The sequence below is a fragment of the Iningainema tapete BLCC-T55 genome (assembly GCF_014698965.1).
Taxonomy (GTDB): domain Bacteria; phylum Cyanobacteriota; class Cyanobacteriia; order Cyanobacteriales; family Nostocaceae; genus Iningainema; species Iningainema tapete.
On record NZ_JACXAE010000014.1, the window covers coordinates 1 to 16,335 of the forward strand.

General features: G+C 40.6%; 6 protein-coding genes and 1 CRISPR repeat array. Of the genes, 3 read left to right on the forward strand and 3 right to left on the reverse strand.

Annotated features, from left to right (window positions below; all coding sequences use genetic code 11):
• Positions 1 to 108: 108 nt before the first annotated feature.
• Positions 109 to 5,781: a CRISPR direct-repeat array (repeat unit 35 nt; unit sequence GTTTCCATTAATTCAACTTCCGAAGAAGTTTAAAG).
• Positions 5,782 to 6,079: 298 nt separating this feature from the next.
• Positions 6,080 to 8,086 (reverse strand): CRISPR-associated endonuclease Cas1, encoded by a 2,007-nt coding sequence (gene cas1, locus ICL16_RS03915; RefSeq protein WP_190825591.1) that lies wholly within the window; start codon positions 8,084 to 8,086, stop codon positions 6,080 to 6,082.
• A 163-nt stretch (positions 8,087 to 8,249) separates the two neighbouring features.
• Here cas1 and ICL16_RS03920 point away from each other — a divergent pair, with 163 nt between their 5' ends.
• On the forward strand, positions 8,250 to 11,849 hold the full coding sequence (locus tag ICL16_RS03920; protein ID WP_190825592.1) for an NACHT domain-containing protein: 3,600 nt from the start codon (positions 8,250 to 8,252) through the stop codon (positions 11,847 to 11,849).
• Positions 11,850 to 12,016: 167 nt separating this feature from the next.
• A complete protein-coding gene (locus tag ICL16_RS03925) occupies positions 12,017 to 13,912 on the forward strand; it encodes a type IV secretory system conjugative DNA transfer family protein (protein ID WP_190825593.1) in 1,896 nt (631 codons plus the stop codon).
• A gap of 7 nt (positions 13,913 to 13,919) precedes the next feature.
• Here ICL16_RS03925 and ICL16_RS03930 read toward each other — a convergent pair whose 3' ends face one another.
• Positions 13,920 to 14,534 carry a deazapurine DNA modification protein DpdA family protein gene (locus ICL16_RS03930; RefSeq protein WP_420485250.1) on the reverse strand — a complete coding sequence of 205 codons (615 nt, stop codon included), beginning with the start codon at positions 14,532 to 14,534 and terminating at the stop codon, positions 13,920 to 13,922.
• 186 nt (positions 14,535 to 14,720) lie between these two features.
• Between ICL16_RS03930 and ICL16_RS03935 the strand changes: the two genes are divergently transcribed.
• Positions 14,721 to 14,975 carry a hypothetical protein gene (locus tag ICL16_RS03935; protein ID WP_190825595.1) on the forward strand — a complete coding sequence of 85 codons (255 nt, stop codon included), beginning with the start codon at positions 14,721 to 14,723 and terminating at the stop codon, positions 14,973 to 14,975.
• 27 nt (positions 14,976 to 15,002) lie between these two features.
• On the opposite strand, the gene ICL16_RS03940 is transcribed toward ICL16_RS03935, so the two are convergent.
• Positions 15,003 to 15,641, reverse strand: a complete 639-nt coding sequence (locus ICL16_RS03940) for a hypothetical protein (protein WP_190825596.1) — start codon at positions 15,639 to 15,641, stop codon at positions 15,003 to 15,005.
• Positions 15,642 to 16,335 lie beyond the last annotated feature (694 nt).

The following is a 16,335-nucleotide window of genomic DNA, read 5'->3' on the forward strand; positions in this document are numbered from 1 at the left end:
ACGTAAAAATAAGCTCTTCGAGCTTATGAGTGCAAGTTAATGCTTCCACCCTATGCAAATTAATGGGTGAAGTAATAATCTCCGGAATCACCGGAGCGTCGATGATGTGTTTCCATTAATTCAACTTCCGAAGAAGTTTAAAGAATATTGGTGTCGAACTGACCCCCGAGCAGCTCGAGGAGAGTTTCCATTAATTCAACTTCCGAAGAAGTTTAAAGACTAGTTGCCGTCTCTCTTATCCTTCACGAAGGGGGTTTCCATTAATTCAACTTCCGAAGAAGTTTAAAGATGGATTCCTGTTACTTCTGAGAGTTTCATTACTTGTTTCCATTAATTCAACTTCCGAAGAAGTTTAAAGTCTTTCAACGGACAAAACATTGAAGTCATCTCTCTAAAGTTTCCATTAATTCAACTTCCGAAGAAGTTTAAAGTTTAGCTGGGGTCTTTTGTGCGGAAGGAGTCAAGTTTCCATTAATTCAACTTCCGAAGAAGTTTAAAGCCTTGGGCATCGGCCTGGGGTGCGAGATGAAGTCCGGAAAGTTTCCATTAATTCAACTTCCGAAGAAGTTTAAAGCAATTTTGGAAGACATACCTTCCGATCCGAATATATGTTTCCATTAATTCAACTTCCGAAGAAGTTTAAAGTTTGCCAGGGCTCGATTGCCATACTGGTGCCGTGCCGAAGTTTCCATTAATTCAACTTCCGAAGAAGTTTAAAGTCCTACGCAAGTTGTAAACGATTCGCTGCTCCCGAGTTTCCATTAATTCAACTTCCGAAGAAGTTTAAAGTTGTCTGTCACCTCAGGAGATGGCTCTAAAACTCTTGGAAAGTTTCCATTAATTCAACTTCCGAAGAAGTTTAAAGCATTTTTACCCTGCTTCTTGGAAAGAAGACGCGGAAGCAAAGTTTCCATTAATTCAACTTCCGAAGAAGTTTAAAGAACTCTTGCGCCAGAAATAATAGGAAACGACACGACATAGTTTCCATTAATTCAACTTCCGAAGAAGTTTAAAGTGGTATATAGGAGGGAGATTTTCTCCTCCTCGGTAAATGTTTCCATTAATTCAACTTCCGAAGAAGTTTAAAGCTGTTATTAGAGGAAATTCCGGCTTCCGAAGCGGGAAAAGTTTCCATTAATTCAACTTCCGAAGAAGTTTAAAGCGGAGGGGGAGGAACTTGCGGGTGCAACTGCTCGTTTCCATTAATTCAACTTCCGAAGAAGTTTAAAGTGCTTCTAATGCTGGAGTTATTGGTATTGCCGTTTTCGTTTCCATTAATTCAACTTCCGAAGAAGTTTAAAGTATTTTGACGATAGGCCTGTGTCTAATCCAGGTTTAGATTGGTTTCCATTAATTCAACTTCCGAAGAAGTTTAAAGACCAGAGGGACAAAAGGCTGAAGCGGTAGAGGCTAAATCGTTTCCATTAATTCAACTTCCGAAGAAGTTTAAAGTTCTAGAAAAGGGAGAAAGTTTTACTAGCTTTGTGTTTCCATTAATTCAACTTCCGAAGAAGTTTAAAGTCTTTTTTAGCGGACTGACCACAAGGTCAGCTAAGATTAACATGTTTCCATTAATTCAACTTCCGAAGAAGTTTAAAGATTGATCAACTGTGAAGCTTTCAAGTTTGGAAGACTAGTTTCCATTAATTCAACTTCCGAAGAAGTTTAAAGACGATGTGACCTTAGTCACCGTTGAAGGCCAAGATGGGTTTCCATTAATTCAACTTCCGAAGAAGTTTAAAGCGATAACCCTGAGTCTGGACGGCTCAGGATCTCTAACAGTTTCCATTAATTCAACTTCCGAAGAAGTTTAAAGGTCTTCCCGATCAGCCGCAATTGCGGCTTGGGATCAACAAGTTTCCATTAATTCAACTTCCGAAGAAGTTTAAAGTCATCTCTGTTGGTATCCTCGCTTTTGGTGCTCCCGCTTGTTTCCATTAATTCAACTTCCGAAGAAGTTTAAAGCCGTACCACCGGTGGTGAAACCAGGTCCCAGTACTCCGGTTTCCATTAATTCAACTTCCGAAGAAGTTTAAAGTTTATAAAAAAAGATGAAGAGTAGAATCTTCATTCCTTTGTTTCCATTAATTCAACTTCCGAAGAAGTTTAAAGTCTACAGAAATTGCGAAGGGCTCACCCGCTCCGAGCAAGGAGTTTCCATTAATTCAACTTCCGAAGAAGTTTAAAGTTATTACTTTGATCTGAAGGGGAATCCTATCGAGGTTTCCATTAATTCAACTTCCGAAGAAGTTTAAAGCACCATTGCTGCTACCTTCGCGGCAAACTCCAAGAAGTTTCCATTAATTCAACTTCCGAAGAAGTTTAAAGTTTTTCTCTTTCAATTGGAATTCATCCGGTATCCTGGCTAGTTTCCATTAATTCAACTTCCGAAGAAGTTTAAAGATTGCAAAATTGGCAGAAGAATTAGGTCTTGTTAAAAGTTTCCATTAATTCAACTTCCGAAGAAGTTTAAAGTTTTTTTCATTTTGGTTTCTATGGCGGGAGCCGCTGATGGTTTCCATTAATTCAACTTCCGAAGAAGTTTAAAGATTTTTGAAAGGAAGCTCCGAGTCTTACCAATGGGAGGGTTTCCATTAATTCAACTTCCGAAGAAGTTTAAAGCCTGGAATCGTTACTCCCATCGAGCCTAACTCTAGACGTTTCCATTAATTCAACTTCCGAAGAAGTTTAAAGTATAACTCTAAAAAAGGCAGAAGGAAGAGTTAGAAACTAATTAACGTTTCCATTAATTCAACTTCCGAAGAAGTTTAAAGACGCCTTGGCCTCTCCGTAGAGAATCTGATCACCCCCGTTTCCATTAATTCAACTTCCGAAGAAGTTTAAAGATATTACTCCTGTAGCTCTTGGTAGGCTTGTACGTAAGGGTTTCCATTAATTCAACTTCCGAAGAAGTTTAAAGTTTCGGAAAAATTCCTCCTACGACGGTTATAAAAACTGTTTCCATTAATTCAACTTCCGAAGAAGTTTAAAGTTATTCTGATCGCTGTCAACATTGTCTGGGGGATCACCGACGGTTTCCATTAATTCAACTTCCGAAGAAGTTTAAAGTTAAAAACTCTACCAACCCTGACCCACCTATCTGTCTCCGTTTCCATTAATTCAACTTCCGAAGAAGTTTAAAGTATTGTCGCTATTAATTTTGTCCCTCCCTTTTCGGAGTGGGGTTTCCATTAATTCAACTTCCGAAGAAGTTTAAAGTCTCCTGATGGATCTACCTCCGCCACAGCTGGCGGAAGTTTCCATTAATTCAACTTCCGAAGAAGTTTAAAGAGCAACTGGAAACTTTAGCCAAGACAACTCCGCGAAAAGTTTCCATTAATTCAACTTCCGAAGAAGTTTAAAGGCTCATCAGTCATGGCATCGACCCTGATGCTCGAGAGTTTCCATTAATTCAACTTCCGAAGAAGTTTAAAGGACAAAAGGCTGAAGCGTTAGTGGAGGCCAAAAAGTTTCCATTAATTCAACTTCCGAAGAAGTTTAAAGAACTTCGACTACATGTATTGGCTATTTTATTCTTTTTGTCGTTTCCATTAATTCAACTTCCGAAGAAGTTTAAAGCCTAAAAAAGGAGAAGGAAGAACACGAGTACAAAGGTTTCCATTAATTCAACTTCCGAAGAAGTTTAAAGGTTTAGGTGTATGGTTTCTCCTGTACGGAGAAATATATCGTTTCCATTAATTCAACTTCCGAAGAAGTTTAAAGTGACGTTCACAAAGCCCGTCGCGAGTGGGCACATGTTTCCATTAATTCAACTTCCGAAGAAGTTTAAAGTTTTGGCAAAATGATAGTACTTTGCAAGGGGTACAAGATGTTTCCATTAATTCAACTTCCGAAGAAGTTTAAAGGTTAAACATTCATGTAAGAATAGATGAAGCACAAGTGGATTTCCATTAATTCAACTTCCGAAGAAGTTTAAAGTTTTTAGAAAAATTAATCTGGCAGTACTCTATTCCAGAAATTTCCATTAATTCAACTTCCGAAGAAGTTTAAAGTCTTCTGGAGAGATAACGTGTAAAGCGCTCTCTCAAAAATTTCCATTAATTCAACTTCCGAAGAAGTTTAAAGCCCCCTATCTGCGATCTCCCATGATCACCGGGTCTCTTATTTCCATTAATTCAACTTCCGAAGAAGTTTAAAGTAGAGAGATAGCGAGGAAGGTTCTCAACACCACAAGATTTCCATTAATTCAACTTCCGAAGAAGTTTAAAGAATGGATCCCGGATTTTTTGATCCAGGGTTCTAATATTTCCATTAATTCAACTTCCGAAGAAGTTTAAAGAGAAAAATGTCGGAAACCGCACGACTCGCTTCGAAAAATTTCCATTAATTCAACTTCCGAAGAAGTTTAAAGTTTTTTCTTACACCCAAACAGCTTTACGAAAAAGCTCAGATTTCCATTAATTCAACTTCCGAAGAAGTTTAAAGGATCACGTTCACGTTTATCCTGATGGCAGCTACTCTTTATTTCCATTAATTCAACTTCCGAAGAAGTTTAAAGTCAAACTGAAAATAATTCGTAATTCGTAATTCGTAATTAAAGAAATTAATTCAACTTCCGAAGAAGTTTAAAGTCAAACCCCCGTACACTAATTTTCTCCAGTGAGAAAGCATTTCCATTAATTCAACTTCCGAAGAAGTTTAAAGAAGTAGTCGACATAATCGACTATCGTTTAACTCATTTATTTCCATTAATTCAACTTCCGAAGAAGTTTAAAGTTTTCACGGGTCGGCAACGACCAACATCAGCGTAGAGAGATTTCCATTAATTCAACTTCCGAAGAAGTTTAAAGTATATATCAAGCTACCTCTAGAGGTCAATCTTTTGGAGATTTCCATTAATTCAACTTCCGAAGAAGTTTAAAGGCAAAGGTGCTGTGATTTTTACAGCCCATGATCCAATGATTTCCATTAATTCAACTTCCGAAGAAGTTTAAAGACGGAAAAGGATTATTTTCTATAGATTACATAAATATTTCCATTAATTCAACTTCCGAAGAAGTTTAAAGCAGTCAACACCGAGTAAAGAAAAGAATGACTAGCTCTTTAACTGAAATTTCCATTAATTCAACTTCCGAAGAAGTTTAAAGATATGTCCCAATTTCCAGAGCAATGCAAAATTCTTAAATATTTCCATTAATTCAACTTCCGAAGAAGTTTAAAGTGGTTAAGCCTAGTTGCCGGTGGAGCCAGAGTTGGCTCCGTATTTCCATTAATTCAACTTCCGAAGAAGTTTAAAGATTAACCAGTTTCTTGGGAAGAATACCCTCGGTACTATTGCTATTTCCATTAATTCAACTTCCGAAGAAGTTTAAAGCACCAGTCCTCCAGCCGTTATCAGGGATCCTGATGATGACAATTTCCATTAATTCAACTTCCGAAGAAGTTTAAAGACTTTTCGCTTCTGGGTAAGAATACCTGGAGAGTAGTCAAAATTTCCATTAATTCAACTTCCGAAGAAGTTTAAAGAGTTTCAAACCGGAGAGGTCTTAGTTACAGATCGGATTTCCATTAATTCAACTTCCGAAGAAGTTTAAAGACTCGCATAAATGCGGCAAAGGAGATCGCAAATGGTTTATTTCCATTAATTCAACTTCCGAAGAAGTTTAAAGTTCTTGATATTGCAAAAGTTTTGCGTACCGGGCATCATAATTTCCATTAATTCAACTTCCGAAGAAGTTTAAAGGTCGCATGCCTCACTTTCACACCTATCCTGACGGAGGTTGGGATTTCCATTAATTCAACTTCCGAAGAAGTTTAAAGTGCAGCTTCTAAAAGCCTTACCCTGAGATAAGTCTACAGCAGTTTTTTGTGGGATGCAAATTTTGATCTAGTTTATTGAAAATAATTATCAATAAACTAGTAGTTCTGAGTCTTCAAACCCATAGTTCGAGAGTAATTTGGGGGATATAACGAAGGAATCAGGGTTTCAGCGATTTTACTTATCCCCCAAATATCTACTATATAGTTACCACCAAATAGAAAAGGGGAGAGTGGAGGAACATTACCCCCATTCTCCCTCTCTAGCTCAAAGTGGTAACTTTACAACAGAACTAACGGATCAAAGCTTCCAAGTCATCGGGCGATATACCTCAATCTCACCCATTAAACTGGAAATGTACTCCCGTACCTGCAACTCCAAACAACGACGGTATGCCACCTTATAACCTGTATGTGGATGCGTTACCTCTGTTTGCAACCTCTCCTCCCAATGCTTGAGAAACTTCTTCAGCGCATAAGGTTGGAAATACACACCGCCGCGTTCATCTGGTGGGGTAAAATCTTCAAGGGTAAAAATGTTTTTATTCACCAAATACACTACCAGTGAATCGACAACTAAAGCGCGAAATTCTTCAATCAAGTCAGACACTAACGCTGGATGATTGTCACGCGGAACGTGTAAATTACCAAAATGGGTATGTAGCCCTACCGCCTGAACTAGCGAGTAAATATTCTGACTTAATAATGTGTACCCTAAACTAAGCATACTATTAATTGGGTCAGTAGGTGGACGTTTGGTACGCTTGTCAAAGGCAAACACTCCCGTAAATAACGAACCCAAAGCTTGAAAATAAAGTGTTGCTGCTTTCCCCTCATACCCTCGCAGCACATCCATATCTTCCGCAAAAGGTAACTTTTCCATCAATATTTCTAAATCGTCGATCGCCTTAGTCGCAATCTCAGTTTTACGGCGACGGTTTAACCGCATCAATAGTATACGCGAATTATGTAATTTTGCACGTACAATTGCCTCAGCTTGTCGCTTAGTAAACTCACGATTCTGAGAACACTCCACCTGTCGCCCCAAATATTCCACCTTCGCCTGCCCTTCCGTCTCCAACCGTCCAAAATATTTCCCCTTTTGCGACAAATACATTACCGGAATCCGCCGCAGCAAAGCCAAACTAACTGCACCATGAGATAAATTGCAACAGCCAAACAGTACAATATGACTCACCCGATTTACAGGCACTTTTATCCGGAGTTCTTTCTGATAAAACACCTGAAATTGCTGGTGATAAACATTTAGATATGCTCCTTGGTCAGTCACGTATAATGTAGTCATAGAATCCTGCCAGTAATGTGAAATTGATGCTTTTGGAAATTTGATCGGCTTCACCAAGCTACAAGCTTTGGGAGGACGAGAAACCACTTGCACTTTTCGCGTCTTTAAGCGAAAATAAGGCATTCCCGAATCAGAAATTACCCATTCCCCCGCCTTAATTTCTGGTGGCGGTGGTGCAAATACTTCTCCCTTCACAAAGCGATAGCCAAGAAAAGTAAACTCATCATCAGGGGAGAAAATATGTGTCTTCTCTGGCTGAAGAGTTAAATAAACTTCCCCCAGCCAAGTGGTAATTTGTTCTAAAATACGATTCGCTGTCATCCAACTGTCACAAGCAACAGCAAAATCATCGCCATAACGCACCAAATTAATGCCATGACTTAGACATTGCCGATCAAACTCAGTAAGATATAAATTGGCTAACGCGCCCGAAAGCACTCCCCCTTGCAACACCCCTTTACCTGGATAGATGGGTTTTCCAGCAATCACAATCCCGGATTTAAGTTGTTGCTCTATCAATTGCAGTAGAATTGGCTCTAACTGCAATTGCTCTAAGTCAGTCAACAGTAGCGCCCAGCAAAGATTGTCAAAAAACTGCTGAATATCAGTTTTGATTATCCAAGTAGGTTGATACTGGTAGTAAGAGAACACATGTTGCACCGCCATCTGTATCCCACGTCCAGGGCGATAAGCATAGCTACAATTAAGAAAGGTATCCTCCAAGGGGAAATACAATTCTTCAAGTAGCACACGCTGGACGATTCTATCCCTCACAGTAGGAATACCGATTAAGCGCTTAGCACCGCTTTTTTTCGGCACATAGAATCCTTTAGCAGGATTAGCACTGTAGAGTTCTTGTTGTAGCCGATATTGGATATCTCGTAATTGTTCGTGGACAATGCCCGCAAACAAGTCAGTTGTGATACCATCAATACCAGGACTGCGACTTCCCAGACGAACCTGAACCCAAGCAGCCATTAGCTGTTCTAGGGTAAACTCCATGTATCCTCCTAATAGAGAGGGAATGGAAAGTTAGGAGATCGAGGAAACCTCTGCTTTCCACACTTTTATCGTCGCAAGGGTGTATATAAGTATGAGTATGAGTAATTGACTTGGGTATATGACTTAGTATATGACTTAGTAAAACTAGATTTTGGATTGAACTATGGCAAAGCGATCGCTTGTCGCTTCCGTTGCAGGCATTAACCGCGCTAGACTTGCCTTAGAGCGCCAAAACCTGACGCAAAAGGCTTTACAACATCAGTTAGGTATAGCCTGGGCTACCGTCAATAAATTCTTTAATGGTAAACCTGTAGAACGATACATATTTACCGAAATTTGTCAATCCCTCAATTTGGATTGGCAAGAGATAGTTTCCCCATTAATCCCAGAGTCGGCGGAAAGTGAGAGTAAGGAAGAGGCAGAGATACCATTATCCCAATCCAGTGATTTATTAAATATACATAGCAATGCTCAGCGTGCGAGAACAGCCCTAGATCCCTATATTTTGCCGCGCATTCGCCGCGAAGCACTACTAGAAAAATGCCTCAATGCCATCCGACAGGGAGTATATGAAGAAAGACGCCGCGTTATCCCTATCCTTGGTGCTGCAGGATATGGTAAAAGCACAATTCTTGGTACTATTTACGATGAACTTGATACTGAATTAGTACAATCTGGCAAGAGTTGGGTGGCATTAGTGCGATGCAACGATCTCATCGAAGGTATTGACACCTTTGCTACCGAACTTGGTGAAAAAGCCAGTGGTATCCGAGAATCAATTGTAGAAGTTACATCCAAATTAAGCACACAGCATGGCAAGGGAGTGCTACTCATCGACACCCTTGATTTAGTCTTAGAGAAAAAACTAGTACCCGTACTGCGCGGTATTTTGTTGCAACTATTAGAAAATGGCACTACTGTCGTATTTACCTGCCGCGAGTCAGATTATAGAGACTTTTTTGAACCCTACCACGAAAGTTTTGCAGGTTTTACAGAAAGTATACAGAAGTGTTTGATCACCGAGTTTGATGAAGAAGAAGTTAAAGAAGCAGCCACAGCCTTTTGTCAACAAGAATTAGGAATTGATACACCAGAAGGTTCCACAGAATTTGCCCAGAAAGTTATCGCACTGTCTGCCGACAGTAAATCCCTGGCTGACATCACTCGCAATCCATTGTTACTGGCTTTGATGTGTAAACTCTTTGCAGAAGACGGCAATGTACCAGAGGATTTAACCGTCAGTCAACTATATCAGATGTACTGGGATTTAAAAATTGCTACGAGTCGGAAAAATCGTGCAGACAGTCGTCGCATCGGAATGTGGAAGCAAAATCTCTGCTTGTCATTAGCATCCGTGATGTATAATTCCTCCGATGAACGCTTGAGAGACTTTGTGTATGAAACTCAACTGGAACTCAACGAAACCCAATTTCCTGCTTACGAAGAACTTATAAGTGACGGAGTTTTGCAAGAGCTGGGTGCAAACAGGGTGAGCTTCTTCCACCAAACCTTTTTAGAGTATGCGATCGCCCGTTACTTTGAATCAACCCCAACAGGAGAAGAGGCTAAACATCAAGTATTAAACCATCTGAGACAACCACAAAATAAATACTCCAAACATTACATTTGGTCAATTTTTCGTCAACTGCTGAACCTCGTCAACTTAGATGAGTTCCAGCGTATTTCTAACCAGTTGCACAAACAAGAACTTTACCCCTTCCGTGCGATCGCTTTTGCAGCCGTATCCCGTACCGAACCAGAAAGTTCACACTTACTACTGCAACTACTCCCCACCGCACTCCAGCTAGGTGACGCCTACCAAGATACACTACTTGTTGCCGCAGCAGGCGCACCGACACGTCATGCTCAAACAGTATGGTTACTTGTTTTAGAACTGCTGACTCAAACTGGACAGACATTGGTGAATAAAGCGGCAGAAATTGCTGGAGAGTTACTCACCCGAATTCAAACTTATACTGAAAACCCCATTGAACAAGTATTTTCTGCTGTTGAGCAACGGAAAGTAGCACCGGAACTTGATGCCAAAGAAGAAGCAGTCAAAGTCTTAGGCAAGTTGATGAGTGCTTACGCCAAAACACCCAAAACCAGTAAAAGCAGAATTGATATTAATGTTTTAATTCCTTTAAAAGAGCGTTATTTTTCCTTTGGCAGTAATGCGCGTTCAATAGTAGTGCAACTATATTTGAATCCTGGAGTTCCCGATGCACTACAACGCGAACTTTTGATGTTAATTATCACGCAACCCATCACAGAACTAGCCAAGGAAAAAGAAAATGTGATAGAGTTACTCAAACATTTACTACCTAGTTTAATTCAATCTGGAGACTCACCATTTGGTTCTTCTTGGTTTAAAGCACTTTACGCATCATTAGCCCAAGGGTGGGATTTAGTGCAAGCAGCAGTAATTGGACATCAAGCTGCCAACGATCCTGATTTGATGGCGAAGCTAATCAAAGAATTATTTAAAGAAAACTTATCCCAGGAAGATAGTGAAAAACTACGCCGCCATCAGATTGCTATTACCGAAGCCATTAAGAAAGGTGCTAGAAATTGTGTTGCTTCATCCTTGATAACTATCCCAATTAACACTGTTCCAAAGAATCGTCTTTCTACTATATGGTTTCTTATTAGGGAGGTGGCACATCAAGCTGATGAAAGCCAAATTTCACCAGAATTATGCTTATATTTAGCACAGTGGATTTTGCCAATAGTTAGCAGTCATCCTACTGAATTAATCCCAGTTCTAGATGTTCTTGCATCCCATGAACCACGAGTAGAAGTATTACTTGGAGAAGTATTCGGACAAGTCATATCTGACGTACCTCAGCAAAAAATTAATTCTATTGTCAAAAAATTAAAATATGTTTCCTCGTCGCTTGAATCCTATTTAACTGCTACCTCAAATTATAAAGAATCAAGGGCAGCATTAGTCAAACTTTACCAACGTCAAGCAGAGAATTACCAATCAGAGTCAGCTATAAAATCTCTACTTTCTTTTTGTTTAGACGATTCTCGTGAGGTAGCTCTTGAAGCTAGTACAATTCTACTTAGAATGGCAGAAAAGCTACTTCAAATTCCTATAACTGATTTTGTTCCTATCCTTGCCAATTCAAAAATACTTGGTGTACGTTATCAATGTTTGAAATTGTTAATTAAAAGGGTAGAATTGGGTGGAGTTATGACAGATGTAGATATTATTAGTATCTGCACTACCTTAAAGAATGAAAGTCTGCCAGAAATCGTGCAACCGCTTTACGATTTAGTTAAGTGTTGGGTTCACACTAATAACTATATCACAAACGATTTAGCTGAACTTATATTTGAGATTACTAATCGATTAGTAAGTGAGAGAGAGGGTGTACTGGTTAATGGCGGAATTGCACAATCTGCCTTTGTTACCTTAAAACATATTGCCAATCTTGAAGACTCGCGTCTGAATTCTCAATTAGGGTTATGTACTGTAAATTTATTGCGTGCTACAGATGTTAGAGAGGTAAATAGGGTATATGTTATCGGTCTACTTGACAAAGTAGCTAAATTCGATTCTATGTTTTTATCTCAAATTGTCAGAGAAGATTGTGTAACAGAAAATGGAATTTTACCAATTGCTAATCTTTATTCTATTGTTGTTGCAATTATTTATAATCAAGGGAAATACTCGCCTCTACTAGATGAAATATTAAATGATGAACGGTTGCCGCTAGAGGTGAAAAATAGGATTATCAGAGAACGGGAAGGTTGATAGATAAAGTAAAAAGGCGAAAGATAGAATTTTGATTCTTTCCTTAAAAATCTGTCAATAGACAGAACCAAACTGTTTATATCGTTGGTTACGCTAACTTGTCTATTTTTAGCGGTTTGTAGCTACAAATAGCGATTCAATATAGTTTAACTACTTTAACCATACCTATGAGTTTTCATTATAAGTTTTTGTTAAATCAGGCGGTGAACCAGCCTGTAATTGCTAGCAAAACAGAAGCGCCAATTCCACGTTCTTCAATTGATTTAGGTGGGTTGTTCAAACAATTCAGTAATCCAGAAGGACTATTAACAATAGGTGGGCTAATTTTTATCCTTTTGGTGTTGCGATTTGTTGGGGGCGGAAAAGGTAAAATTACCACAGGTAAGGTTTGTGGAGTTGCTGAGAAATTAACGGCAACCCAACTGGCGCTTAAGCAGATTAAGGAGCGTAAACATAATAAGGTTTGCCTTTGGTGTGGTAGCCCTCGTTATTGGTGGAGAGGGAAGAATCTCAAAGGTGCGATCGCCACCGTACAAACAGCAATGGGCGCAATTCCTACGGTTTGGCTTCCTCATGCCGAAAGGTCTATTTTGGTAATTGGTGCCCCTGGATCTGGAAAAACTTTTTCAACCATTGATCGCGCCATAGAAAGTGCGATGGTTCAAGGGTTTCCAATTATACTTTACGATAAGAAAGGCGACCAACTCAAGCTTCATGCACCGCTGGCTGCTCGTTACGGCTATAAAGTTCGGGTGTTTGCGCCGGGGGAACCCTATTCAGGAGTTATTAATCCTCTTGATTTTATGAAGTCCCCGCAAGACGCAGTTATGGCTGGGGAAATCGGGCAAGTTATAAACAGAAACGCCAGTTCTAGTCAGGGAAAGAGTGATGAGTTTTTCTCCAAAGCTGGAGACTTGCTGGCTAAAGCGATTCTACAGCTAGTTAAGGGGTCTCGCTATCCAGACATGGCAATGGTTTATAGCGTGCTGAGACTGCCCAATTTAGTCAAGCGCATCGACTTTGCCGTCCAGTCCCGCGCTATGGACGAGTGGATAGCCACCAGTTTCAATCAGTTCCTTAGTGCTAAGGAAGCAGAAAAGACAATTTCAGGTATTTTGACAACGGCAGCTGGAACATTTAGTAGTTTTATCCAGGCTGATTTGTTGAGGGCTTTTATCGGCAATTCCGACATTCCCACACAAATTGAAGGTCGAGAGATGATAGTCTTTAAGCTAGATGACGAGCGTCGAAGCGTCGTGGGACCTTTGTTAGCAGCAGCAATTCATTTAATGGTTGTTTCTAACCTTAGTCGGACACGAAAAGACCCTTTAATCATTTCGCTTGACGAGTTTCCTTCAATTCGGTTGGATCGGATGCCCCAATGGATTAACGAATACCGTTCCAATGGCGCTTGTTTTATTCTGGGAATTCAAAGTTTGGAGCAGCTGTACGAGGGTTATGGTGAAAAATTAGGGGCGGCGATCGCTAGTGCCTGTAGTACCCATGTTCTATTCAACCCTGGCAACCCCGACACTGCCAAAAAATATTCCGAGCGGTATGGTGAAAAAGAAATTACTCTCAAAAACAAGTCTACCACTCGCTCTAACGGAAACCAGTCGATTAGTTGGAACGAATCTCTTCAGAAAATGCCGCTGTTTTCAGTGGATGAAATTTTGCGTTTTCCTCCAGGGAAGTGTGTAATTACCAATCCTGGTTACAGTTCTGGGGGAGAAGGCTCAATCCCTTACCCTCTAACCATACCAATTCCCAAATCAGATTTAAAGCGCAAAGACGAAAGCGAGGGACTTTGGGACACGCATGTGAGAAAGCATTTGGAGAGCCGCGTCAAACTCGCCAGCCTTGACCAGTTGACTGCAGCCCTTTACGAACGTATTGAAGAAGCAGAGCGTATGCTACCGTTGCCAGACGAGGCTGGCAATGTTCCACCGACCAGCCCACCAAAGGGAGAAAGTGACACTCTCGATGCTTTAGACTCCGTTGTTCCTAAGAGAAATAACTTTACTCGTCGCGTTTTTGCACCTCCGCAGATTGGCAGCCGTTGACCGCTCTCTAGTTCCTGTAGACATCTGTTGTCAACAGCGGAAGCAAGCTTTTTTGAATGGACATTTCTTCCACCTCTTTGAGATAACGCTGTGCTTCAACTGGGTCATCAGGGTTTCGCCTTTCTCGACGGGCAGCCAAAGACCAAGCCATTGTGTCCGCACTCCACAGCCGCTGTGTTACTTCACCGTAACGTAGCGATCGCTTGCCACAACCGAATCCGTGAAGCTTCAAATCCTGGCGCACTACCTTAATGCCGCTGAGGATCGCAGCAATGGTCTTGGGGTGACGACCAACTAGGGAACCTACCCCAACCCAAGCACCATGTGGCAGGCGATCGCCATATTGCTTCAAATGCTCAGTGTAGTCGTGTTTACAAAGCCCTTGAAGTGTCGGCATGATGTATACTTTATTTATAATTTGCCGTAGCGCATCATAGTTGGTGATGGTTGCTTTTTGATGTTCAGCTACCGATTTGTTGCTACGACGCAGGTGCTGGGGTTGGCATAGGTAGTCGGGTGCGACCACAGCATCAAGTTGTCCACAGCCGCACCAACGTTCAATTTGCTCTGCATACTCTTCAATCTTTAAGTAAGAGCCACCAAAGCTTCCGCAATCGAGTATCCAGTTGTTTGGACAGAAATTTTTTCGGTTTTTCGCTTAAGTAGCCGCCCTAGTGAGATGCAGCACCTCTTAAACAAGTAAGCATGGTTAGGTTGGTGACAGCCGATGTAAAATTTTATCATATATTTTGCACAATTGTGTCAGAATTACTGTTAGTAAAGCGGCGATATCGGTGTGGAAAAGTAAATGTTTCAAAGACATAAAATCCATGAGCAACGAAACTTAGTAGGTAAGCTTAGCTTGGTGATTTTCGATGCTTGCGCTTGGTTTTTGATGGCTTGTTTCTTAGTTTTGGCAATGCTAGCGTTCTACTACCAGTTTGACAGTTGGTATTATTTGTTAGGCATTGCAGTTTTGCTTTGCCCAGAAATGCCGCTACACCCGCTCTTCAAAGTGTTTTCAATTTCTCTAATTTTGGTGTTGCTAAGAACGATTATCTAATTTGTTAAGTTCTGGGCAGGACTAGTATCAAATTTCTACTTCCTCTATTTCTTCTAAAGGTAGAGTTAGTGTTTGAGAAGAAATAGGTGATACAAGTACAGTTGACCGTTTTCTTTTTTGACGGAACGGCTGTTCAGTTAATACTGAAACTAGCCATTGTTGGGTTTCTTCATGCTGTTTTTGGTTCCAGTAAATTTCGTGTTTTTTGGCTGCTTGTTTGGAGTGCAATGCTAATATTGTTAATTGTAACTGCTCAGGTGGAATCATTAAATACTCTGAAGTTACCCAGAGCTTAACTTTGTCATACCAGTTGAGCCGGGGTTGTCGAATTGCCCACTCAATTAGTTTGACTGATTTTTTTTCAAAGGCTACATTTGTGTTGATCTCGATTACTGCATTGTCTTCATTGAGTTGCAAAGCAGCGCTAAAGTGAGCATCAATGAGCAATTTATCTTTTTTAAGAGTAAATATTTCTGGAACTTGCGCTCGCACCTGCTCGACCCATTGGTTAATTTGTGGGTGCGCTTCCAACAGTGGTTTTACAGGGAGTTCCAGAAAAATTTGCTTTATAACCAGCTGGAGGTTTTTCTGGTCATAGTTGGCTGGCGAAGCTAGGGTTTTTGAATTAAGTAAAATCCCAATATCTGAAATCGTGAGTTGTCGCATGGCCTTTGGTTTTGGTTTCCATCAGCCATGCGGCGATAGCCGCCTCACAAACCGCAAAGTACTTTAATCGACAGTGGATGTTGCATTTGAGACAAGAGTCTGACTGTTGGGGGGCGAATGTGCTTTGCACACGCTGCGCGAATGTGCTTTGCACACGCTGCGCGAACGCACGCTTGTTCTATATATTGTTCGTCGAGCTTCTATTCGGAGTATGGGAAGAATTTGTGCGCAATTGCGCACATTTTCTACCACCATCGCAGCTAAGCTCGAAGAGAAGAGTAAAGTTTTAACCTGCTCTATAGTAGGGGGTAGATATAGCATGGCTGACACTAGGGGCAACAGCCACGACCTCGCACAACTTGTGTGCAACAGCAACCGCATAAATTCTTACTGGGCAAAATTTCCATAGGCGGGTGAAAAATCTGTTACTGACTTTTTTTTGAACTGTCTAGCTATTTAGTCATACATAATTATTTTTTTGTGTACCTTGAAGCTTACTAGATAAGCCTTTGAAGCTATTTTGCCCCCAGTGTCAGCTATGCTAGACCCACCCCATATTCTTTAATTTACTTAAACCAAGGCTTACGAGTCTTTCCCATTTCACATTTATCCATTGGTTTTCTCACACTAATTGCTCTGATGAATCGAACGCCTAGTGCTATTCCTGACCCTTCGGAATCTGAGCATTTCTTAT

What these genes read in the sequence shown, in the direction of transcription:
- cas1 (WP_190825591.1), bottom strand. Translation starts at nt 8,086, where the DNA reads ATGGAGTTTACCCTAGAACAGCTAATGGCTGCTTGGGTTCAGGTTCGT.
- ICL16_RS03920 (WP_190825592.1), top strand. Translation starts at nt 8,250, where the DNA reads ATGGCAAAGCGATCGCTTGTCGCTTCCGTTGCAGGCATTAACCGCGCT.
- ICL16_RS03925 (WP_190825593.1), top strand. Translation starts at nt 12,017, where the DNA reads ATGAGTTTTCATTATAAGTTTTTGTTAAATCAGGCGGTGAACCAGCCT.
- ICL16_RS03935 (WP_190825595.1), top strand. Translation starts at nt 14,721, where the DNA reads ATGTTTCAAAGACATAAAATCCATGAGCAACGAAACTTAGTAGGTAAG.
- ICL16_RS03940 (WP_190825596.1), bottom strand. Translation starts at nt 15,641, where the DNA reads ATGCGACAACTCACGATTTCAGATATTGGGATTTTACTTAATTCAAAA.